Origin of the sequence: Enterobacter sp. BNK-13, from assembly GCF_048685015.1 — a bacterium.
Classification (GTDB): domain Bacteria; phylum Pseudomonadota; class Gammaproteobacteria; order Enterobacterales; family Enterobacteriaceae; genus Enterobacter; species Enterobacter quasiroggenkampii.
In genome coordinates this window covers 3496552-3517545 of record NZ_JBLQTP010000001.1, presented here as the reverse complement: position 1 = coordinate 3517545, position 20994 = coordinate 3496552, and the positions used below count along the sequence as shown (strand labels likewise).

Sequence of the window (20994 nt, the reverse complement as noted above, 5' to 3'; positions counted from 1 at the left end):
GGAGTTATCACCGTGCAAAATGTTGATGTCGCCATCGTTGGCGGCGGAATGGTCGGACTGGCATTGGCCTGTGGATTACAGGGCAGCGGCCTGCGCGTGGCGGTGCTGGAGCAAAAACAGCCCCAGCCCGTTGCCCCGGATGCGCCGCCGGAACTCCGCGTCTCGGCCATTAATGCGGCCAGCGAAAAGCTGCTGACGCACCTTGGCGTCTGGTCAGATATTGTGGCGAACCGCGCCAGCTGTTATCACGGCATGGAGGTGTGGGATAAAGACAGCTTTGGTCATATTGCTTTTGATGATGAAAGCATGGGCTATAGCCATCTGGGCCACATCGTTGAAAACGCGGTGATCCACCACGCGCTGTGGCAAAAAGCACAGCAGTGCAGCGACGTGACGCTGATTGCGCCTGCGCAGATCCAGCAGGTGGCGTGGGGCGAAAACGAGGCGTTTATCACCCTGCAGAGCGGCGACATGCTGACCGCGCGCCTGGTGGTCGGTGCTGACGGTGCCAACTCCTGGCTGCGTAATAAAGCCGATATCCCGCTGACCTTCTGGGACTATCGTCATCACGCTCTGGTCGCGACGATCCGCACCGAAGAGCCGCACGGCGGCGTGGCGCGCCAGATTTTCCACAACGACGGCATACTGGCGTTCCTGCCGCTTGCCGATCCGCACCTGTGCTCGATAGTCTGGTCCCTGGTGCCGGACAAAGCCCGGCAGATGCATGAGGCGACGCCGGAGGCCTTTAACCAGGCGCTGTGCGTGGCCTTTGATAACCGCCTTGGCCTGTGCACGCTTGAGAGCGAGCGTCAGGTGTTCCCGTTAACCGGCCGCTACGCGCGTCAGTTTGCGGCGCACCGTCTGGCGCTGGTGGGGGATGCGGCGCATACCATTCATCCGCTGGCCGGGCAGGGCGTTAATCTTGGCTTTATGGACGCGGCGGAGCTGGTAGAAGAACTGCGTCGCCTGCATCGCGAAGGGAAAGATATCGGTCAGCATCTCTACCTGCGTCGCTATGAGCGCAGCCGCAAGCACAGTGCGGCGATGATGCTGGCGGGGATGCAGGGCTTCCGCGAGCTGTTTGCCGGCGCAAATCCGGCAAAAAAACTGCTGCGCGATATCGGTCTTAAACTGGCCGACACGCTTCCTGGCGTCAAACCTCAACTTCTCCGTCAGGCGATGGGTCTTAACGATCTCCCTGACTGGCTGCGCTAACTTAGATCCCCGTCACACTTTATTTTCCCGGCCTCTGCGCCGGGGAAATTCCCTCGTTTGAAATATTCTAATTTCACGTCATTTTTCGCATTAGATAATCTAATGTCACATTTTTCTCGTTACGGAAATTCGGCCCGATTTTCCGCACGAAATATCACCATGTGCTAAATCCTGTTAGATCATTGTTAATTTTGTGCGGGGTTAATCGCATTTTTCCAGTGAATAACTCTGTAGGCTTTTTAGCGATTTTTGGTCATAAGCTAATGTGATGACCCATTTTGCCTTATGGTTAACCGCCGGTTTCGGTGGTAAGTTCAGGTAAAAGAGAACGTTTGCGTCGGTGCCCGAACGCGGGGCCGATACCGGGTTTCACGGTGAATTTTTCAACGAGGACAAGATGGCTCAACAGACTCCTTTGTACGAACAACACGTGTTATGCGGCGCCCGCATGGTGGACTTCCATGGCTGGATGATGCCGCTGCACTACGGCTCGCAGATTGATGAGCACCACGCGGTGCGCACCGATGCCGGTATGTTCGACGTGTCCCATATGACAATTGTCGATCTGCGCGGTAGCCGCACCCGGGAGTTTTTGCGTTATCTGCTGGCAAACGACGTCGCCAAACTGAAGACGCCGGGTAAAGCGCTCTATACCGGCATGCTGAATGCCTCGGGCGGCGTGATTGATGACCTTATCGTCTATTACTTCACTGAAGATTTCTTCCGCCTCGTTGTAAACTCCGCCACCCGCGAAAAAGACCTCTCCTGGATCACCCAACACGCCGAACCTTATGCCATCGACATCACCGTCCGTGACGATCTGTCGCTGATCGCCGTGCAGGGACCAAACGCGCAGGCGAAAGCCGCCTCTCTGTTTAACGACGAGCAGCGCAACGCCACCGCTGGCATGAAGCCGTTCTTTGGCGTGCAGGCGGGCGATCTGTTTATCGCCACCACCGGCTACACCGGTGAAGCGGGCTACGAAATTGCGATGCCAAACGAGAAGGCCGCTGATTTCTGGCGTGCGCTGGTGGAAGCGGGCGTGAAGCCTGCGGGTCTGGGCGCGCGCGATACGCTGCGTCTGGAAGCGGGCATGAACCTCTACGGTCAGGAGATGGATGAAGGTGTCTCTCCGCTGGCCGCCAATATGGGCTGGACGATCGCGTGGGAACCGGCTGACCGTGACTTTATTGGCCGTGAAGCGCTGGAGATGCAGCGCGAGAAGGGCACTGAACAACTGGTGGGCCTGGTGATGACCGAGAAGGGCGTGCTGCGCGGCGAACTGCCGGTGCGCTTTACCGATGCTGACGGCAATCCTCGCGAAGGCGTGATCACCAGCGGAACCTTCTCACCGACGCTGGGCTACAGTATTGCACTGGCACGCGTGCCGGCGGGGATTGGCGAAACGGCGGTGGTGCAAATCCGCAACCGCGAAATGCCGGTCAACGTGACCAAACCGATTTTTGTTCGCGCCGGTAAGCCGGTCGCCTAATCATTTTTATCAGGAGAACTTCAATGAGCAATGTGCCAGCAGAACTGAAATACAGCAAAGAACACGAGTGGCTGCGCAAAGAGGCGGACGGCACTTACACCGTAGGGATCACCGAGCACGCGCAAGAGCTGCTGGGTGACATGGTGTTTGTTGACCTGCCTGACGTGGGCACGACCGTGAGCGCGGGCGACGACTGCGCCGTGGCGGAGTCCGTAAAAGCAGCATCCGATATCTACGCGCCGGTAAGCGGTGAAATTGTTGCCGTCAACGACGCGCTGAGCGATTCGCCAGAGCTGGTCAACAGCGAGCCTTATGAAGGCGGCTGGATCTTCAAGATCAAAGCCAGCGACGAATCCCAGGTTGCCGCGCTGCTGGATGCGACCGCATACGAAGCACTACTGGAAGACGAATAACGTTGTGCCGGATGGCGCTGCGCTTATCCGGCCTGGAGATCAACGTAGGCCCGGTAAGCGTTAGCGCCACCGGGCAACAGCGTTACAGATAACTACGATTCACTGCACGTTTCAGGAACCATCGCTCATGACACAGACTTTAAGCCAGCTTGAAAACCGTGGCGCCTTCATCGAACGTCACATTGGGCCGGATGCTCAGCAACAGCAGGAGATGCTAAAGACAGTAGGCGCGGATTCATTAAACGCACTGATCGGCCAGATTGTGCCAAAAGACATCCAGCTTGCCACGCCGCCTCAGGTGGGGGAAGCCACTACGGAATTCGCCGCGCTGGCGGAGCTGAAGGCCATCGCCGGCCTGAACAAGCGCTATAAGTCTTACATTGGCATGGGCTACACCAACGTGCAGTTGCCGCCGGTGATCCTGCGCAACATGCTGGAAAACCCGGGCTGGTACACCGCCTATACGCCGTATCAGCCAGAAGTCTCCCAGGGCCGTCTGGAAGCGCTGCTGAACTTCCAGCAGGTGACGCTGGACCTGACCGGCATGGATATCGCCTCCGCTTCTCTGCTGGATGAAGCGACAGCTGCCGCCGAAGCGATGGCGATGGCTAAGCGCGTGAGCAAGCTGAAAAACGCTAACCGCTTCTTCGTGGCGGCGGACATGCATCCTCAGACGCTGGACGTGGTGCGCACCCGTGCGGAAACCTTCGGATTTGACGTGATTGTCGACGACGCTGACAAAGTGCTGGATCATCAGGACGTCTTTGGCGTGCTGCTCCAGCAGGTGGGCACCACCGGTGAAGTTCACGACTACGGCGCGCTGATTGCCGAGCTGAAATCCCGCAAGGTGGTTGTGAGCGTTGCCGCCGATTTTATGGCGCTGGTGCTGCTGACGGCGCCGGGCAAACAGGGCGCGGATATCGTATTCGGCTCAGCACAGCGCTTCGGCGTACCGATGGGCTACGGCGGCCCGCACGCGGCGTTCTTCGGCGCGAAAGATGAATTCAAACGTTCCATGCCTGGCCGTATTATCGGCGTCTCCAAAGATGCTGCCGGTAATACCGCGCTGCGCATGGCGATGCAGACCCGCGAGCAGCATATCCGCCGCGAGAAAGCGAACTCCAACATCTGTACCTCACAGGTGCTGCTGGCGAATATCGCCAGCCTGTACGCCGTGTTCCACGGCCCGGCTGGCCTGAAACGCATTGCCAGCCGCATTCACCGCCTGGCCGATATCCTGGCCTGCGGCCTGCAGCAAAAAGGTCTTAAGCTGCGCCATGCCCACTACTTCGATACCCTGTGCGTGGACGTGGCGGACAAAGCCGCCGTGCTGGCCCGCGCGGACGCAGCAAAGATCAACCTGCGCAGCGACATCCACAACGCCGTCGGCATTACGCTGGATGAAAGCACCACCCGCGACGATATCCTGAACCTGTTCAGCGTGCTGCTGGGTGACGCGCACGGTCTGGACATTGATGCGCTCGACAAAGAAGTTGCGCTCGACAGCCGCTCCATTCAGGACAGCATGCTGCGTAACGACGCCATCCTGACGCACCCGGTCTTTAATCGCTACCACAGCGAAACCGAGATGATGCGTTACATGCACTCTCTGGAGCGCAAGGATCTGGCGCTGAACCAGGCGATGATCCCGCTGGGATCCTGCACCATGAAGCTGAACGCCGCAGCAGAGATGATCCCGATCACCTGGCCTGAATTCTCCGAGCTGCACCCGTTCTGCCCGCCAGAGCAGGCGGAAGGTTATCACGTGATGATCAACCAGCTTTCCGACTGGCTGGTGAAGCTGACCGGTTACGACTCGCTCTGCATGCAGCCGAACTCCGGCGCGCAGGGTGAATATGCGGGCCTGCTGGCAATCCGTCACTATCACGAAAGCCGCAACGAAGGCCATCGCGATATCTGCCTGATCCCAAGCTCAGCCCACGGCACCAACCCGGCCTCTGCCCAGATGGCGGGCATGGAAGTGGTGGTGGTGGCGTGCGATAAGAACGGCAACATCGACCTGGCTGACCTGCGCGCGAAAGCCGAGCAGGCGGGCGACAGACTCTCCTGCATCATGGTGACCTATCCGTCCACCCACGGCGTGTACGAAGAGACCATCCGTGAAGTGTGCGACGTGGTGCACCAGTTCGGCGGTCAGGTATACCTCGACGGTGCAAACATGAACGCGCAGGTGGGCATTACCTCGCCGGGCTTTATCGGCGCGGACGTATCGCACCTCAACCTGCACAAAACCTTCTGCATTCCGCACGGCGGTGGCGGCCCGGGCATGGGCCCAATCGGCGTGAAAGCGCACCTGGCACCGTTTGTGCCGGGCCACAGCGTGGTTCAGATTGAAGGCATGCTGACCCGTCAGGGCGCGGTTTCTGCGGCACCGTTCGGTAGCGCCTCTATCCTGCCAATCAGCTGGATGTATATCCGCATGATGGGCGCGGAAGGGCTGAAGCAGGCGAGCCAGGTGGCCATTCTGAACGCCAACTATATTGCGACGCGCCTGAAGTCTGCCTTCCCGGTGCTCTATACCGGCCGCGACGGTCGCGTGGCGCACGAGTGCATCCTCGATATTCGTCCGCTGAAAGAGCAGACCGGCATTAGCGAGCTGGATATTGCCAAGCGTCTGATCGACTACGGCTTCCACGCGCCTACTATGTCGTTCCCGGTTGCGGGCACGCTGATGGTGGAGCCAACGGAGTCCGAAAGTAAAGCCGAACTGGACCGCTTTATCGACGCGATGCTGGCCATCCGCATGGAGATCGACCGCGTACAGGACGGTGAGTGGACGCTGGAAGATAACCCGCTGGTTAACGCCCCGCACACCCAGCACGAGATGGTGGCGGAGTGGAACCACGGTTATTCCCGCGAGCTGGCGGTCTTCCCGGCAGGTGTGGCGAACAAATACTGGCCGACCGTGAAGCGTCTCGATGACGTCTACGGCGACCGTAATCTGTTCTGCTCCTGCGTGCCGATGAGCGAATACCAGTAACATTGCTGATGTAGTAACGTAGGCCGGGTAAGGCGAAGCCGCCACCCGGCTTTTTTATTGGGAGAAGATAATGGCAATTGCACTGGTCACCGGCGCCAGCCGCGGCATCGGGAAAGCCACCGCGCTGCAGCTGGCTCGCGAAGGCTACACCGTGGCGGTGAACTATCATCACAACATTAAGGCCGCAACGGATGTGATCAACCAGATTGTTGAGGCGGGCGGTAAAGCCTTTGCCGTTCGGGCAGACATCAGTGATGAAGCTCAGGTGCTGGCGATGTTTGACAGCCTCGATCGTGAAGGCGAGCCGCTGACCGCGCTGGTCAATAATGCGGGGATTCTGTTTGAGCAATCCACCATTGAGAATCTCTCCGCCGAGCGCATTAACCGCGTCCTGGCGACCAACGTCACGGGCTACTTCCTCTGCTGCCGGGAAGCGGTAAAACGCATGTCCTTCAAACATGGCGGCAAGGGCGGGGCGATAGTAAATGTCTCTTCCGCGGCGTCCCGTCTGGGCGCGCCGGGTGAATATGTGGATTACGCCGCGTCCAAGGGGGCGGTGGATTCGCTGACAACGGGTTTATCGCTTGAGGTCGCAGCGCAGGGCATTCGCGTTAACTGCGTCCGTCCGGGTCTGATCTATACCGATATTCATGCCTCCGGCGGAGAGCCGGGGCGAGTGGATCGCGTAAAATCGTTACTGCCGATGCAGCGCGGCGGCCAGCCGGAAGAGGTCGCCCAGGCGATTGTCTGGCTGCTGAGCGAAAAGGCGTCGTACGTAACGGGGAGTTTTATCGAGTTAGCGGGCGGGAAATAAGCCGGGTGGCGACCCGGCCTACTATGCGTATAGGCCCGGTAAGCGCAGCGCCACCGGGCAAAAAATCACAGCGCCTCGCCGTTGCTGGCAATCACGCCTTTATACCACTCGAAGCTCTTCTTACGGGAACGCGACATGTCGCCCGTGCCGTCGTCGTGCTTGTTCACGTAGATAAAGCCGTAGCGCTTGCTGTACTGGCCGGTGGTGAACGACACGCAGTCGATACAGCCCCATGGCGTATAGCCCATCAGATCCACGCCATCGTGGGTGACGGCCTTGATCATCTCTTCCACGTGGGCACGCAGGTAGTCGATGCGATAGTCATCGTTAATGCTGCCGTCTTCTTCCACCTTGTCGTAGGCGCCGAAGCCGTTTTCCACGATAAACAGCGGCTTCTGGTAACGCTCGTACAGTTCGCACAGGGAATAGCGCAGGCCTACCGGGTCAATCTGCCAGCCCCAGTCGGAGGCCTTCACGTGCGGGTTCGGTACGCTGCCTTCGAAACCGGAGATGGCATCGCCGGTACCGCCTTCCGCCTTCACCGCGTTGGTCATGTAATAGCTGAAGCCCAGGTAGTCGCAGGTGCCTTCACGCAGGATCTGCTCGTCGCCCGCTTCCATTTTGATGGAGAACCCGCGGCGCTCCCATTCGTTCAGCACGTAGGACGGGTAGTAGCCGCGCAGCTGGACATCGGTAAAGACGTAGCGCTCGCGCATTGATTCCTGGGCGAACATCACGTCTTCCGGTTTGCAGGAGAACGGATAGAGCGCCACCATCGCCAGCATGCAGCCGACTTTCATCTCCGGGTTGATGCGGCGCGCGGCTTTCACCGCCAGGGCGCTGGCCACAAACTGGTGGTGCAGGACCTGATACATGGTCTCTTCCGGATTTTCATGTTCGGTATAGACCACGCCCGAGCAGCAGTAGCCGAACAGCGGCGCGCGCCAGTTACGCTGGTTGTTGATTTCGTTGAAGGTCATCCAGTATTTGACCTTGTTTTTGTAGCGCTCAAAGACCACTTCCGCGAAGCGTACAAAGAAATCGACCACTTTACGGTTGGTCCAGCTACCGTACTCCTTCACCAGGTGCAGCGGCATTTCGAAGTGGGAGAGGGTGATCACCGGTTCGATGTTGTATTTCAGCAGCTCATCGAACATGTCGTCGTAAAACTTCAGCCCTTCTTCGTTTGGCTGCGTTTCGTCACCGTTCGGGAAGATACGCGTCCAGGCAATCGAGGTGCGGAAACACTTGAAGCCCATCTCGGCAAACAGCTTGATGTCTTCTTTGTAATGGCCGTGGAAATCAATCGCCTCATGATTGGGATAATATTTCCCCGGCACCACGTCCTGCGTGATTTCGCGCGGCACGCCGTGTGCGCCGCCGGTTAATACGTCGCAAATGCTTGGCCCTTTGCCGCCTTTGTTCCAGCCGCCTTCAACCTGGTGAGCGGCAACCGCGCCACCCCATAAAAAATCTTTTGGTAAGGTCAGTTTTTTCATCGCTGCTATTCCCAATAAATGGCTTATTGGCATCGAGTCTAGCAAAGCGAAATTAAATGTCACGATATAACAAATTGGGCATAATGTGATTTGTTACATCAAAAAAACAGGATGTTTTATTCTGTAAGTTTCTTCGCCAGCTTACGGCCGAGAGATTCCAGAATATAGATGACGGGAATTTGCGTGGTGATATCGTAGACACCTGCAATACGCGTCTGGGGAACGTGCCAGGAGAGATTAAAGTCGGCCAGTTTTGCGAGACGCGAGTGCTCGTGGCTGGTAATGGAGAGCACCTTGCAGTGATGCAGGCTAAACTGGCTGGCGAAGCGCAGGATCTCCTCGGTCTCACCCGAGACGGAGAGCACAATCGCCAGCGCATTTTTCGCCATGTCATTGGTGACCGGGAAATAAGGGTCATCAATATGGTTACTGAATTTTCCGATATTAGAAAAGAAACGTGCGCCATATTTTGCCAGCGAGCCTGACGTTCCTGCGCCGACAAATATAATGCGTTCCGACGATAAAATAATATCGACCGCACTATCTAATAACGCGTCGAACTCTTCATTATTTACGCTTTTAAAGAAGCTGATTATTTCGCTGGCGCCGAAATTCGCCTGCTGGGGCTCGTTTTGTTCAAGATAAAGCTTAAAGCGTACGCGAAACTCCGAGTAGCCTTCGCAGTTAAGCTTGCGGCAAAAGCGCAGGATAGTGGTCGTCGAGACACCCGCCGCATCCGCCAGCTCGCGGATGGTCATGTACATGACTTTGTCACGGTTTTTAATGACATAGTTGTAGACCATCATCTCCAGGTTATTGAGACTGGCAATGGCGGAGTGGGTAAACATACTCACAATGGCATAACCCTTATTCAGACCTCATGTATCCATCATAACATGCGGCCAGACGGCAGGATCCATTTTTATGCTCTTGATTCTTAATGATTAAATTTTAATGTGAACAAATGTTAGGTGAAAAATTCATTTATGCCTATGATTTTTAGGTATAAATCCTGAAGTGAAATTATTTTAGCTAACAGGTGTTCACTGGAATCATTCTCAGTTAGCATAGTGATGCGATGAATAATCATCTTTTGTTTTCCCGGAGTTTTGTATGGTGAGTAGACCATTAATCGCACAGGGATATTCGCTGGCTGAGGAAATAGCCAACAGCATCAGCCACGGCATTGGCCTGGTGTTTGGGATTGTCGGTTTAGTGTTATTGCTGGTGCAGGCGGTCGATGCCAATGCCAGCGCAATGGCTATTACCAGCTACAGCCTGTATGGCGGGAGCATGATCCTGCTTTTCCTGGCCTCGACGCTGTATCACGCGATCCCGCATCAGCGGGCCAAGATGTGGCTCAAGAAGTTTGACCACTGCGCTATCTACCTTCTTATTGCAGGCACCTACACGCCGTTTCTGCTGGTGGGGCTCAACTCACCGCTGTCGCGCGGCCTGATGATTGTTATCTGGAGCCTGGCGCTGCTCGGGATCCTGTTTAAGCTCACCATCGCGCACCGGTTTAAGGTGCTGTCGCTGGTCACCTATCTGACCATGGGCTGGCTGTCGCTGATCGTGGTGTACCAGCTGGCAATCAAACTGTCGATAGGGGGCGTCACGCTTCTGGCCTTAGGCGGCGTGGTGTATTCGCTCGGCGTCATTTTCTACGTCTGCAAGCGTATTCCGTACAACCATGCCATCTGGCACGGCTTTGTGCTGGGCGGCAGCGTGTGCCACTTTTTGGCGATTTATTTGTATGTGGGCCAGGCGTAGTTTTTTGTCGGGTGGCGGCTTCGCCTTACCCGACCTACGGGATTTGTAGGCCCGGTAAGCGCAGTGCCACCGGGCGATACAGCATCACTCTTCCAGTGAATAGGGCAGAGGCTCGATGCTCAGTGTGTTCACATCGTCACGCACGCGGAACACGCTGTCCGCTTCCATGTCGTTGTTCATAACGGCCTGCACCAGAAGACGTCCATCATCCAGCTGTACGGCGGCTAATACGGTGCCGGTACGGCGCCAGTTTTCACCCATCTTCAGCTCTAAATCTTCACCTGCTTCAGGTACGCGGCTGGCATGTCCCGCGAGTGTCCATAGCGCGCGTTTGTTTGCCCCGCGGAATTTTGCTCGTGCGACCATCTCCTGGCCGGTGTAGCAGCCTTTTTTAAAGCTGATGCCGCCCAGCGCCTGCAGGTTCGTTGCCTGAGGAATAAACTGCGCGCTGTTTGCGGCGTCAATGATCGGCAGACCCGCTTCGATGTTCAGCGCCAGCCACTGCTGACTGTTGTTAAGCTGCGCTTCGCCGCGCAGCGCCTCGGTGACGCGCTCGGCGGTTTCAGCATCGGTGACTAACAGAAAACGCTCTGCCGGGTGTTCAAACCACAGGATGGAGGTCGCGCCTTCGCTGACGAGCTGCTTTTCGGCATCCGGCAGTTCGCTGAACAGATTTTTCAGCGCCGCACGCGCCTGGAAGCCAGCCACACCCAGCAGGACATGTTCGTCGTCCGGGGCGATAGTGACTTTGGAGAAGACCGCGTATTTTTTCAGCTCTTTGAGCTGGGCGTCACGCAGGCTGCGGCGCTCAATAAAGGCAAAACCGTTCTGACGGCGGAACAGACGCAGGTTGCTCCACATTTTGCCTTTTGGGTCGCAATGGGCGGCCAGCAGGTGCTGGTGTTCGGTCATCTGACTGACGTCGGCGGTCACCTGGCCCTGCAAATATTTTTCGGCGTCGGCACCGGTGAGGGTCGCCAGCGCCCAGTCATCAAGAGAAATAAGCGTCAGCGGCAGACGCGCAGAGGCGGCGGGCTGGCGAGGAGAAAATGGTGTAAAGGCCATAACGATATCCTGAATTGCTTAACGCTTTAATAATGCCTAATGGTAAAAGAGCCTGCAGGCAATGCAAGCGCTTTCAACAGGCCATTTGTGCCATAAACCGGTTGTGCGTAACACCACGCAAAATAATGTAATCCGCTGTCTTTGTAGGGATTATTCTGGAAGCCTGCTCGTCGATCGCAATATTCCAGTAATGAAACGCTCAAAAACACGTTACACTAGCTGGTGTCCCCGTAGAGAAATAAAGAACACTGAATGGGGTACCGACTGTGCCAAACGTAATGCAGGAAACTGAACATGGATATTAACAACAAGGCCCGTATTCACTGGGCGTGCCGTCGCGGCATGCGTGAACTTGATATTTCCATCATGCCTTTCTTCGAATATGAGTATGACACCTTAAGCGACGATGATAAGCGTCTGTTTGTTCGCCTGCTTGAGTCTGACGATCCGGATTTATTCAACTGGCTGATGAACCACGGCAAACCCGCCGACACCGAGTTGCAACGGATGGTGCAATTAATTCAAACACGGAATCGGGAACGTGGTCCTGTGGCAATCTGATCTTCGCGTCTCGTGGCGCTCGCAGTGGATGTCTTTGTTGCTCCACGGCCTGGTTGCGGCCTTTGTGTTACTGATGCCGTGGCCGCTGAGCTATACGCCGCTGTGGCTGCTGTTACTCTCGTTTGTCGTGTTTGACAGCGTACGCAGCCAGCGTCGCATTAATGCCCGTCAGGGAGAGATCAAGCTACTGATGGATTCCCGCCTGCGCTGGCAGGGAAAAGAGTGGGATATTCTCGGTATGCCCTGGATGCTCAACTGCGGCATGATGTTACGGTTACGCAAGGTGGACGGCGGGCGTTGCCAGCATCTTTGGCTGGCGGCTGACAGTATGGATGCTGCCGAGTGGCGAGACCTGCGCCGGATGCTGTTGCAACAGACGACGCAGGAGTAATAGGCGTTAGCTAAACTTTTCTGCCATTTCGCCCAGAATCTGCTCGCACCAGTTTTGCAGGCGTTCATCGCTAAGATCGTACTGGTTGGTTTCATCCAGCGCGAGCCCAACAAACAGCTCGCCGTCGGCAATAATCGGTTTTTTACTGGTGAACTCGTAACCTTCGGTTGGCCAGTAGCCGATGAACGACACCCCTTTCGGCGCCAGCTTGTCGTGCAGCATGCCGAGCGCGTCCAGGAACCACTCCCCGTAACCCAGCTGATCTCCCATCCCGTACATGGCAACAATCTTGCCGTCGAGATTGACTGAATCGAGTTGATCCCAGATGGCTTCCCAGTCTTCCTGTATCTCACCAAAGTCCCAGGTTGGGATGCCGAGGATCAGCACATCGTACTGTTCCATCAGCGCGACCGCGTCATCTTTCAGGTTATGCAACGTCACCAGTTCCGGGCCAATGATGTCGCGAATTTTCTCTGCCGCCATTTCGGTGTAGCAGGTGCTGGAACCATAGAACAGACCAATATTCATCGCGTAACTATCTCAATTCTTGCGTTGACTTTGCGCGTAGTGTACCAGAAACCGGTCACAATCAGGCATAATGACCTGACTGCAGAATCAAAGGGGCTGATGTGGAAAAGGATCTCGCACTCGTTGAACAGTTTCTCGACGCGCTGTGGCTGGAAAAAAATCTGGCCGAGAATACGCTCAGCGCCTATCGGCGCGATCTTACCATGCTGGTGGAGTGGCTGGCCCGTCGGCAGCTCTCGCTGGCGAGCGCGCAAAGCGACGACCTGCAGGCACTGCTCGGTGAACGTGTAGAAGGGGGATACAAAGCCACCAGTTCCGCGCGCTTGCTCAGCGCCATGCGTCGGCTGTTCCAGCATCTCTACCGTGAGAAGATCCGCGAAGACGATCCCAGCGCGCTGCTGGCATCCCCAAAACTTCCGCAGCGGCTGCCGAAAGATCTCAGCGAAGCACAAGTTGAGAGATTATTACAGTCACCGGCAGTTGACCTGCCGCTGGAGTTACGCGATAAAGCCATGCTTGAGCTATTGTATGCTACAGGCCTGCGCGTTTCGGAACTGGTTGGCCTGACGATGAGCGACATCAGCCTGCGTCAGGGCGTGGTGCGCGTCATCGGTAAAGGAAACAAGGAAAGGCTGGTTCCGCTGGGCGAAGAGGCGGTTTACTGGCTGGAAACGTATCTGGAGCACGGTCGCCCGTGGCTGCTCAACGGCGCGTCTATCGACGTTCTGTTTCCGAGCCAGCGCGCACAGCAGATGACGCGGCAAACGTTCTGGCATCGCATCAAGCATTACGCCACACTGGCCGGTATCGACAGTGAAAAGCTTTCGCCGCACGTATTGCGTCATGCCTTCGCGACGCATCTGCTCAACCACGGCGCGGATTTACGCGTGGTGCAGATGCTGCTGGGACATAGCGATCTTTCCACGACGCAAATTTACACCCATGTCGCGACGGAACGCCTGCGGCAGCTACACCAACAGCACCACCCTCGTGCGTGAGTGCCGACGAATTGTAACAGGATCAACTATGAAAAAGAGTTTCGCGCTGTTCACCCTGCTGGCAGCCTCCTTTACCGGTTTCGCCCATGCGGACGACGCCGCTATCAAACAGTCGCTCGCTAAGCTTGGCGTCACCGGCAGCGATATTCAGCCAGCACCGGTCGCTGGGATGAAAACGGTACTGACCAACAGCGGCGTGCTGTATGTCACCGAAGACGGTAAACACATTATTCAGGGGCCAATGTACGACGTGAGCGGCGCGCAGCCGGTTAACGTGACCAACCAGCTGCTGATGAAAAACCTGAACGCGCTCGAAAAAGAGATGATCGTCTATAAGGCGGCGCAGGAAAAACACGTCATCACCGTCTTCACCGACATCACCTGCGGCTACTGCCACAAGCTGCATGAAGAGATGAAAGATTACAACGCGCTGGGTATTACCGTGCGCTATCTGGCCTTCCCGCGCGCGGGCGTACAGAGCCAGCCAGAGCAGGACATGAAGGCCATCTGGTGTGCGAAAGACCGCAACAAAGCCTTTGATGATGCGATGAGCGGAAAAGAGGTTAAGCCAGCCTCCTGCGATATCGACATTGCTAACCACTACGCGCTGGGCGTGCAGTTTGGCGTGAGCGGTACGCCAGCGATTGTCCTGAGCAACGGGTATGTCGTTCCGGGCTATCAGGGACCAAAAGAGATGAAAGAGTTCCTCGACGCGCACCAGAAACAGGTTAGTGGTAAATAATCCGCGTGAAAGCCCCGATAAAATTGCGCCGCCGCGAGGCGGTTGAACCGGTTGATTTACCGGACGATCTCCCGCCGCTGCTGAAGCGCCTCTACGCCAGCCGCGGCGTGCGTCGCGCTGAAGATCTTGAACGCAGCGTGAAAGGGATGCTGCCCTGGCAGCAACTGAACGGCATCGAAAAAGCCACTGAAATGCTCTACAACGCGCTGCGTGAGAACACGCGTATTGTGGTAGTAGGGGATTTCGACGCCGACGGCGCAACCAGCACCGCGCTGAGCGTGCTCAGCCTGCGCGCGCTGGGCTGCGATAACGTCACGTATCTGGTGCCGAACCGTTTTGAAGACGGCTACGGCCTCAGCCCGGAAGTGGTCGATCAGGCCCACGCCCGCGGGGCGCAGATGATCATGACCGTCGATAACGGGATCTCTTCCCATGCGGGGGTCGATCATGCCCACGCGTTGGGGATCCCGGTGCTGGTTACCGATCACCATCTCCCCGGTGAAACGCTGCCTGCCGCCGAGGCGATTATTAACCCCAACCTGCGCGACTGTGATTTTCCGTCGAAATCCCTTGCGGGCGTAGGCGTGGCGTTTTATCTGATGCTGGCGTTGCGTACCCTGTTACGCGACAAGGGCTGGTTCGAATCCCGCGGCATTGCCGTACCGAACCTGGCCGAATATCTCGATCTGGTGGCACTGGGTACCGTCGCTGACGTGGTCCCGCTCGATACCAATAACCGTATTTTGACCTGGCAGGGCTTGAGCCGTATCCGGGCAGGCAAGTGCCGCCCGGGGATCAAGGCGCTGCTGGAAATCGCCAACCGCGACCCGCTCAAGCTGGCGGCAAGCGATTTGGGCTTTGCCCTCGGGCCGCGCCTGAACGCGGCCGGAAGACTGGACGATATGTCCGTTGGCGTCGCGCTGCTGCTGTGCGACAACATCGGTGAAGCGCGCGTGCTGGCCAACGAGCTGGACGCCCTGAACCAGACACGTAAAGAGATTGAGCAGGGGATGCAGGCCGAAGCGCTGACCCTGTGTGAAAAACTGGAGCGCAGCGGCGATACGCTGCCGGGCGGCCTGGCGATGTACCATCCCGAGTGGCATCAGGGCGTGGTCGGCATTCTGGCGTCGCGCATCAAAGAGCGCTTCCACCGCCCGGTGATCGCCTTCGCTCCCGCAGGCGACGGCACGCTGAAAGGCTCTGGCCGCTCGATTCAGGGGCTGCACATGCGCGACGCGCTGGAGCGTCTCGATACGCTGTATCCGGGCTTGATGATCAAGTTCGGCGGCCATGCGATGGCGGCAGGCCTGTCGCTGGAAGAGGCGAAATTCGACGAGTTCCAGCGCCTCTTCGGCGAGCTGGTCACCGACTGGATTGACCCGGCCCTGCTGCAGGGTGAAGTGGTGTCCGATGGCGAGCTTTCACCGCTTGAGATGACGATGGACGTGGCGCAAATGCTCCGCGATGCCGGTCCATGGGGGCAGATGTTCCCGGAGCCGCTGTTCGACGGCCGTTTCCGCCTGCTGCAGCAGCGCATCGTCGGCGAGCGTCATCTGAAGGTGATGGTTGAACCGGTCGGCGGCGGCCCGCTGCTGGACGGCATTGCCTTTAACGTTGACACGGCGGTATGGCCGGACAACGGCGTGCGCGAGGTCGAGCTGGCGTACAAACTGGACATCAACGAGTTTCGCGGTAACCGCACCCTTCAGATCATCATCGACAATATCTGGCCAATTTAGCGGCAGTAATCTCTATAAAAAAGGGCGTGGATTCGGTACAATCCCGCTCTTATCACCGCATTTTGACAAGTCCATAAAAGAAAACAGACCATGTTTGAAATTAATCCGGTAAAAAACCGTATTCAGGACCTCACGGAGCGCTCTGACGTTCTTAGGGGGTATCTTTGACTACGATGCCAAGAAAGAGCGTCTTGAAGAAGTAAACGCCGAGCTGGAACAGCCGGACGTCTGGAACGAACCTGAACGCGCACAGGCGCTGGGTAAAGAGCGTTCCTCTCTCGAAGCTATCGTAGATACGCTGGATCAAATGGCCCAGGGGCTGGAAGATGTTTCCGGTTTGCTGGAGCTGGCCGTCGAAGCCGACGACGAAGAAACCTTTAACGAAGCCGTAGCAGAACTCGACGTGCTGGAAGAGAAGCTGGCGCAGCTTGAATTCCGTCGCATGTTCTCCGGCGAATACGACAGCGCTGACTGCTATCTCGATATTCAGGCAGGTTCTGGCGGTACCGAAGCGCAGGACTGGGCCAGCATGCTGATGCGTATGTATCTGCGCTGGGCCGAAGCGCGCGGCTTTAAAACTGAAATTATCGAAGAGTCTGAAGGTGAAGTGGCCGGTATTAAATCCGTCACCATCAAGATCATCGGTGATTACGCCTACGGCTGGCTGCGCACTGAAACCGGCGTTCACCGCCTGGTGCGTAAGAGCCCGTTCGACTCCGGCGGCCGTCGTCATACCTCCTTCAGCTCCGCGTTTGTTTACCCGGAAGTTGATGAAGATATCGATATCGAAATCAACCCGGCGGACCTGCGTATCGACGTTTATCGCGCATCCGGCGCGGGCGGCCAGCACGTTAACCGTACGGAATCGGCGGTGCGTATTACCCACATTCCAACCGGGCTGGTAACGCAATGCCAGAACGACCGTTCCCAGCATAAGAACAAAGACCAGGCCATGAAGCAGATGAAAGCGAAGCTTTATGAGCTGGAGATGCAGAAGAAAAATGCTGAGAAACAGGCGATGGAAGACAACAAGTCTGACATCGGCTGGGGCAGCCAGATCCGTTCTTACGTCCTTGATGACTCCCGCATCAAAGACCTGCGTACCGGGGTTGAAACCCGCAACACGCAGGCGGTGCTGGACGGCAGCCTGGACCAATTTATCGAAGCAAGTTTGAAAGCAGGGTTATGAGGAACCAACATGTCTGAACAACAAGCACAGGGCGCTGACGCGGTAGTCGATCTTAACAACGAACTGAAAACCCGCCGCGAGAAGCTGGCAGCGCTGCGCGAGCAGGGCGTGCCGTTCCCGAACGATTTTCGTCGTGACCACACCTCAGACCAACTGCACGCTGACTTCGACGCGAAAGAGAACGAAGAGCTGGAAGCGCTGAACGTTGAAGTGGCCGTTGCGGGCCGCATGATGACCCGTCGTATCATGGGTAAAGCCTCTTTCGTGACCCTGCAGGACGTTGGTGGCCGTATTCAGCTGTACGTTTCCCGTGACGATCTGCCGGAAGGCATCTACAACGAGCAGTTCAAGAAGTGGGACCTGGGCGATATCCTGGGCGCAAAAGGTAAACTGTTCAAAACCAAAACCGGTGAACTGTCTATCCACTGCACCGAGCTGCGTCTGCTGACCAAAGCCCTGCGCCCGCTGCCGGACAAATTCCACGGCCTGCAGGATCAGGAAGCGCGCTACCGTCAGCGCTACCTGGATCTCATCTCTAACGATGAATCCCGCAAGACCTTCAAAATTCGCTCCCAGATTATGGCCGGTATCCGCCAGTTCATGGTCAACCGCGACTTTATGGAAGTGGAAACCCCGATGATGCAGGTGATCCCTGGCGGCGCGTCTGCGCGTCCGTTCATCACCCATCACAACGCCCTGGACCTGGACATGTACCTGCGTATCGCGCCGGAACTGTACCTGAAGCGTCTGGTGGTTGGTGGTTTTGACCGCGTGTTCGAGATCAACCGTAACTTCCGTAACGAAGGGATCTCCGTTCGTCATAACCCAGAGTTCACCATGATGGAACTCTATATGGCGTATGCGGATTACAAAGATCTGATCGAGCTGACCGAATCCCTGTTCCGTACGCTGGCGCAGGATATTCTGGGCACCACGCAGGTTCCTTACGGTGAAGAAGTCTTCGACTTCGGCAAGCCGTTCGAAAAACTGACCATGCGCGAAGCGATCAAGAAGTACCGTCCGGAAACCAACATGGCCGATCTGGATAACTTCGATTCTGCGAAAGCGATCGCCGAAAGCATCGGTATCAAGGTTGAGAAGAGCTGGGGTCTGGGCCGTATCGTGACCGAGATCTTCGAAGAAGTGGCCGAAGCGCACCTGATTCAGCCGACCTTCATCACCGAATACCCGGCTGAAGTCTCTCCGCTGGCGCGTCGTAATGACCAGAACCCGGAGATCACTGACCGCTTCGAATTCTTCATCGGTGGCCGTGAAATCGGCAACGGCTTTAGCGAGCTGAACGATGCGGAAGACCAGGCTCAGCGCTTCCAGGATCAGGTTGATGCGAAAGCGGCAGGCGACGACGAAGCGATGTTCTTCGACGAAGATTACGTGACCGCGCTGGAGCACGGTCTGCCACCAACGGCGGGTCTGGGTATTGGTATCGACCGTATGGTGATGCTGTTCACCAACAGCCACACCATCCGTGACGTGATCCTGTTCCCGGCGATGCGTCCGGTGAAGTAAGGCGTTAAGATGTAAAAAAAGCCCCGAAAGGGGCTTTTTTATTGCGCCGCGAAGGCTTTGAGTTTTTCGCGGGCGGTTGTCGCTTCCATGACCATCCACGGGCTAAAGGCCCAGGGCGTCGCGTCCAGCGCGCGGAATAGCGCGTCCAGCTCAACCCACTGATAGTCCATCACTTCATCTTCGTTTATCGTCACGTCATTGGTGATGCGGGCGGCGAACACCGGGCAAATTTCGTTTTCCACGATCCCGGACGGGTCGGTTTCCCGATAGCGAAATTCAGGGGCGACGGCGGTGATATCGGTCAGTTCTGCGCCCACTTCAAAGCGGCAGCGGCGGATTATCGCCTGGACTGTCTCTTCACCCGACTGCGGGTGGCCGCACACGGAGTTGGTCCAGACGCCGGGCCAAGCTTTTTTGCTTAAGGCGCGTCGGGTGATCAGACATTCGCCTTTTGCGTTAAAAAGCCAGGAAGAGAACGCCAGATGCAGCGGGGTATGTAACGTGTGCGCGGCATATTTTTCCTGAGTGCCAATCACCATTCCCTGGTCGTTTACCAAAATAACGTGTTCTTGAATACTCATTGATGCTCCAGTGCCAAATTGCCGAGTGGTTCAGCACCATCAGCCGAAGCATTATACTGCATTCTTATACGAACGGTTTGGCTCGTAGAGCGGAAAAGGGCATGACCCCTGTTCGTTTTGGCTGTTATCATAGTGCGCCATTCACGCTGACCGAGGATCTGTTTTGTTTGCAGGAAGCCTGACGAGAAAACCCCTTACCGCTATTTTTTGCCTGACGCTGACGCTATTACTGGCGGGCTGTTCAGGGAGCAAATCTTCGGATACGGGAAGCTATTCCGGTTCGGTCTACACCGTCAAACGCGGGGACACCCTGTACCGGATTTCGCGCGCAACGGGAACCAGCGTGAAGGATCTGGCGCGGCTGAATAACCTCTCGCCGCCCTACACCATCGAGGTGGGGCAGCAGCTGAAGGTTAGCGGCGGTTCGTCCTCGGGCAAAAAGTCCTCTTCGAAAGGCAAAACCGCCAAAGTGACGCCGTCCTATCAGGTGCCGCAATCGTCATGGCCGCCGGTTGGACAGCGCTGCTGGATTTGGCCTGCCAGCGGTAAAGTGGTCGCCCCTTACTCACTCTCTGAAGGTGGCAACAAGGGTATTGATATCGCCGCTGCGCGCGGTACTCCGGTTTATGCCTCCGGGGCCGGGAAGGTGGTTTACGTCGGTAACCAGCTGCGCGGCTACGGTAACCTGATCATGATTAAGCATGGCGAAGACTACATCACGGCCTATGCGCACAACGACACGATGCTGGTCAACAACGGGCAGAACGTCAAAGCCGGGCAGAAGATTGCCACCATGGGCAGCACCGGTACGGATTCAGTGAAGCTGCATTTCCAGATCCGCTATAAGGCGACGGCCATCGATCCGCAGCGCTATCTTCCTGCGCCCGGCAGCAAACCGAAGTGCTAAGTGATTATTTAATCGCCGGTTAGTTGTGAAGAGGCTTGTATGAAGGTGCGTAAGGTCTATAATGCCTTACGCACCTCAAAGCGGGCGTAGTTCAATGGTAGAACGAGAGCTTCCCAAGCTCTATACGAGGGTTCGATTCCCTTCGCCCGCTCCAATCTCCTGATAAATCAACAAATTATGATTTATCCGTTAGTTACGTTGCCCCGCTTTAGCAGGTACAACTTAAACTACCCATTGTTCTACGCCCGCACCTGTCGCGTGATTGGTCTGTGGTACAAGGGAGCATATCATCACGCTGGCGGTGGTTCCAAGTTCTTACCGCGACAGTACAACAACGAACAAAAAGCCGCATACCTGGCATAACTCCCGAACAGACTGATCATACGCATTTAAGCCCGATGCGCGGCGTTATGGCTGCGTAAACAGGTGAATAGTGGTAATGCCCCGGTAGCTACAGATCCGGCTCTGCCAGCGCTTCGCTCACGCTCCGAAAGGTACACGAGCACCCTGATAAGGTGTGATCTCTCTGAACATTGATGTAGTCGCCTAACGGCTCCGC

General features: G+C 56.6%; 19 protein-coding genes and 1 tRNA gene. 15 read left to right on the top strand and 5 right to left on the bottom strand.

Annotated elements, in window-relative coordinates; genetic code table 11:
- Positions 1 to 12 precede the first annotated feature (12 nt).
- The 5 genes from ubiI (at position 13) to ACMGGQ_RS16890 (ending at position 6935) form a co-directional block, all read left to right on the top strand.
- Positions 13 to 1215: an FAD-dependent 2-octaprenylphenol hydroxylase gene (gene ubiI / locus ACMGGQ_RS16910; RefSeq protein WP_048029109.1), complete on the top strand. Its 1203-nt coding sequence runs from the start codon at positions 13 to 15 to the stop codon at positions 1213 to 1215.
- A gap of 397 nt (positions 1216 to 1612) precedes the next feature.
- Positions 1613 to 2707 (top strand): glycine cleavage system aminomethyltransferase GcvT, encoded by a 1095-nt coding sequence (gene gcvT / locus ACMGGQ_RS16905; RefSeq protein ID WP_045910150.1) that lies wholly within the window; start codon positions 1613 to 1615, stop codon positions 2705 to 2707.
- Between the two features lie 23 nt (positions 2708 to 2730).
- Positions 2731 to 3120: a glycine cleavage system protein GcvH gene (gcvH, locus tag ACMGGQ_RS16900; protein WP_008499718.1), complete on the top strand. Its 390-nt coding sequence runs from the start codon at positions 2731 to 2733 to the stop codon at positions 3118 to 3120.
- Positions 3121 to 3247: 127 nt separating this feature from the next.
- Entirely contained in the window at positions 3248 to 6121 is a 2874-nt protein-coding gene (gene gcvP, locus ACMGGQ_RS16895) for an aminomethyl-transferring glycine dehydrogenase (protein ID WP_420290308.1), read from the top strand.
- A gap of 70 nt (positions 6122 to 6191) precedes the next feature.
- The gene (locus ACMGGQ_RS16890) at positions 6192 to 6935 is read left to right on the top strand and encodes an SDR family oxidoreductase (protein WP_417929660.1); all 744 of its coding nucleotides are present in this window, start codon (positions 6192 to 6194) and stop codon (positions 6933 to 6935) included.
- A 65-nt stretch (positions 6936 to 7000) separates the two neighbouring features.
- Here ACMGGQ_RS16890 and bglA read toward each other — a convergent pair whose 3' ends face one another.
- Both bglA and ACMGGQ_RS16880 read right to left on the bottom strand, forming a co-directional pair.
- The gene (gene bglA, locus ACMGGQ_RS16885; RefSeq protein WP_023294510.1) at positions 7001 to 8434 is read right to left on the bottom strand and encodes a 6-phospho-beta-glucosidase BglA; all 1434 of its coding nucleotides are present in this window, start codon (positions 8432 to 8434) and stop codon (positions 7001 to 7003) included.
- Between the two features lie 116 nt (positions 8435 to 8550).
- The gene (locus tag ACMGGQ_RS16880; protein ID WP_208763929.1) at positions 8551 to 9282 is read right to left on the bottom strand and encodes a MurR/RpiR family transcriptional regulator; all 732 of its coding nucleotides are present in this window, start codon (positions 9280 to 9282) and stop codon (positions 8551 to 8553) included.
- A 265-nt stretch (positions 9283 to 9547) separates the two neighbouring features.
- On the opposite strand from ACMGGQ_RS16880, the gene trhA reads away from it, so the two are divergent.
- A complete protein-coding gene (gene trhA / locus ACMGGQ_RS16875) occupies positions 9548 to 10207 on the top strand; it encodes a PAQR family membrane homeostasis protein TrhA (RefSeq protein ID WP_045335239.1) in 660 nt (219 codons plus the stop codon).
- An 84-nt stretch (positions 10208 to 10291) separates the two neighbouring features.
- On the opposite strand, the gene ygfZ is transcribed toward trhA, so the two are convergent.
- A complete protein-coding gene (gene ygfZ / locus ACMGGQ_RS16870; protein WP_420290307.1) occupies positions 10292 to 11272 on the bottom strand; it encodes a tRNA-modifying protein YgfZ in 981 nt (326 codons plus the stop codon).
- 294 nt (positions 11273 to 11566) lie between these two features.
- Here ygfZ and sdhE point away from each other — a divergent pair, with 294 nt between their 5' ends.
- Both sdhE and ACMGGQ_RS16860 read left to right on the top strand, forming a co-directional pair.
- A complete protein-coding gene (gene sdhE, locus ACMGGQ_RS16865; protein WP_006178375.1) occupies positions 11567 to 11833 on the top strand; it encodes an FAD assembly factor SdhE in 267 nt (88 codons plus the stop codon).
- On the top strand, positions 11814 to 12224 hold the full coding sequence (locus ACMGGQ_RS16860) for a protein YgfX (protein ID WP_420290306.1): 411 nt from the start codon (positions 11814 to 11816) through the stop codon (positions 12222 to 12224). Before sdhE ends, ACMGGQ_RS16860 begins: the two co-directional genes overlap by 20 nt.
- 6 nt (positions 12225 to 12230) lie before the next feature.
- Here ACMGGQ_RS16860 and fldB read toward each other — a convergent pair whose 3' ends face one another.
- Positions 12231 to 12752, bottom strand: a complete 522-nt coding sequence (fldB, locus tag ACMGGQ_RS16855; RefSeq protein WP_045909912.1) for a flavodoxin FldB — start codon at positions 12750 to 12752, stop codon at positions 12231 to 12233.
- Between the two features lie 101 nt (positions 12753 to 12853).
- Here fldB and xerD point away from each other — a divergent pair, with 101 nt between their 5' ends.
- From xerD to lysS, 5 genes are all read left to right on the top strand, one after another.
- Positions 12854 to 13750 (top strand): site-specific tyrosine recombinase XerD, encoded by an 897-nt coding sequence (gene xerD, locus ACMGGQ_RS16850; protein WP_008499709.1) that lies wholly within the window; start codon positions 12854 to 12856, stop codon positions 13748 to 13750.
- Positions 13751 to 13778: 28 nt separating this feature from the next.
- Positions 13779 to 14492 (top strand): bifunctional protein-disulfide isomerase/oxidoreductase DsbC, encoded by a 714-nt coding sequence (dsbC, locus tag ACMGGQ_RS16845; protein WP_023333302.1) that lies wholly within the window; start codon positions 13779 to 13781, stop codon positions 14490 to 14492.
- A 5-nt stretch (positions 14493 to 14497) separates the two neighbouring features.
- Positions 14498 to 16231, top strand: a complete 1734-nt coding sequence (gene recJ / locus ACMGGQ_RS16840) for a single-stranded-DNA-specific exonuclease RecJ (RefSeq protein WP_111967500.1) — start codon at positions 14498 to 14500, stop codon at positions 16229 to 16231.
- 90 nt (positions 16232 to 16321) lie between these two features.
- Positions 16322 to 17420 (top strand): peptide chain release factor 2 gene (prfB, locus tag ACMGGQ_RS16835; protein WP_095908218.1). Its coding sequence is split into 2 segments (ribosomal slippage): positions 16322 to 16396 and positions 16398 to 17420, totalling 1098 coding nucleotides; the frame shifts between segments, so codons are not numbered across the junction.
- Between the two features lie 9 nt (positions 17421 to 17429).
- Positions 17430 to 18947, top strand: coding sequence for a lysine--tRNA ligase (lysS, locus tag ACMGGQ_RS16830; RefSeq protein ID WP_021242046.1), 1518 nt, complete (start codon positions 17430 to 17432; stop codon positions 18945 to 18947).
- A gap of 38 nt (positions 18948 to 18985) precedes the next feature.
- On the opposite strand, the gene idi is transcribed toward lysS, so the two are convergent.
- Positions 18986 to 19528, bottom strand: a complete 543-nt coding sequence (idi, locus tag ACMGGQ_RS16825) for an isopentenyl-diphosphate Delta-isomerase (RefSeq protein WP_039265495.1) — start codon at positions 19526 to 19528, stop codon at positions 18986 to 18988.
- A 163-nt stretch (positions 19529 to 19691) separates the two neighbouring features.
- Here idi and actS point away from each other — a divergent pair, with 163 nt between their 5' ends.
- A complete protein-coding gene (gene actS, locus ACMGGQ_RS16820; protein WP_023294504.1) occupies positions 19692 to 20435 on the top strand; it encodes an amidase activator ActS in 744 nt (247 codons plus the stop codon).
- Between the two features lie 80 nt (positions 20436 to 20515).
- A tRNA-Gly gene (locus ACMGGQ_RS16815) sits at positions 20516 to 20589 on the top strand.
- The last annotated feature ends 405 nt before the right edge of the window (positions 20590 to 20994 follow it).

Bases quoted from the DNA above. Each gene is read 5' to 3' on its own strand.
- dsbC (WP_023333302.1), top strand. From the start codon at position 13,779: ATGAAAAAGAGTTTCGCGCTGTTCACCCTGCTGGCAGCCTCCTTTACC.
- bglA (WP_023294510.1), bottom strand. From the start codon at position 8,434: ATGAAAAAACTGACCTTACCAAAAGATTTTTTATGGGGTGGCGCGGTT.
- gcvP (WP_420290308.1), top strand. From the start codon at position 3,248: ATGACACAGACTTTAAGCCAGCTTGAAAACCGTGGCGCCTTCATCGAA.
- idi (WP_039265495.1), bottom strand. From the start codon at position 19,528: ATGAGTATTCAAGAACACGTTATTTTGGTAAACGACCAGGGAATGGTG.
- fldB (WP_045909912.1), bottom strand. From the start codon at position 12,752: ATGAATATTGGTCTGTTCTATGGTTCCAGCACCTGCTACACCGAAATG.
- ygfZ (WP_420290307.1), bottom strand. From the start codon at position 11,272: ATGGCCTTTACACCATTTTCTCCTCGCCAGCCCGCCGCCTCTGCGCGT.
- lysS (WP_021242046.1), top strand. From the start codon at position 17,430: ATGTCTGAACAACAAGCACAGGGCGCTGACGCGGTAGTCGATCTTAAC.
- ACMGGQ_RS16890 (WP_417929660.1), top strand. From the start codon at position 6,192: ATGGCAATTGCACTGGTCACCGGCGCCAGCCGCGGCATCGGGAAAGCC.
- sdhE (WP_006178375.1), top strand. From the start codon at position 11,567: ATGGATATTAACAACAAGGCCCGTATTCACTGGGCGTGCCGTCGCGGC.
- ACMGGQ_RS16880 (WP_208763929.1), bottom strand. From the start codon at position 9,282: ATGTTTACCCACTCCGCCATTGCCAGTCTCAATAACCTGGAGATGATG.
- trhA (WP_045335239.1), top strand. From the start codon at position 9,548: ATGGTGAGTAGACCATTAATCGCACAGGGATATTCGCTGGCTGAGGAA.
- gcvH (WP_008499718.1), top strand. From the start codon at position 2,731: ATGAGCAATGTGCCAGCAGAACTGAAATACAGCAAAGAACACGAGTGG.
- gcvT (WP_045910150.1), top strand. From the start codon at position 1,613: ATGGCTCAACAGACTCCTTTGTACGAACAACACGTGTTATGCGGCGCC.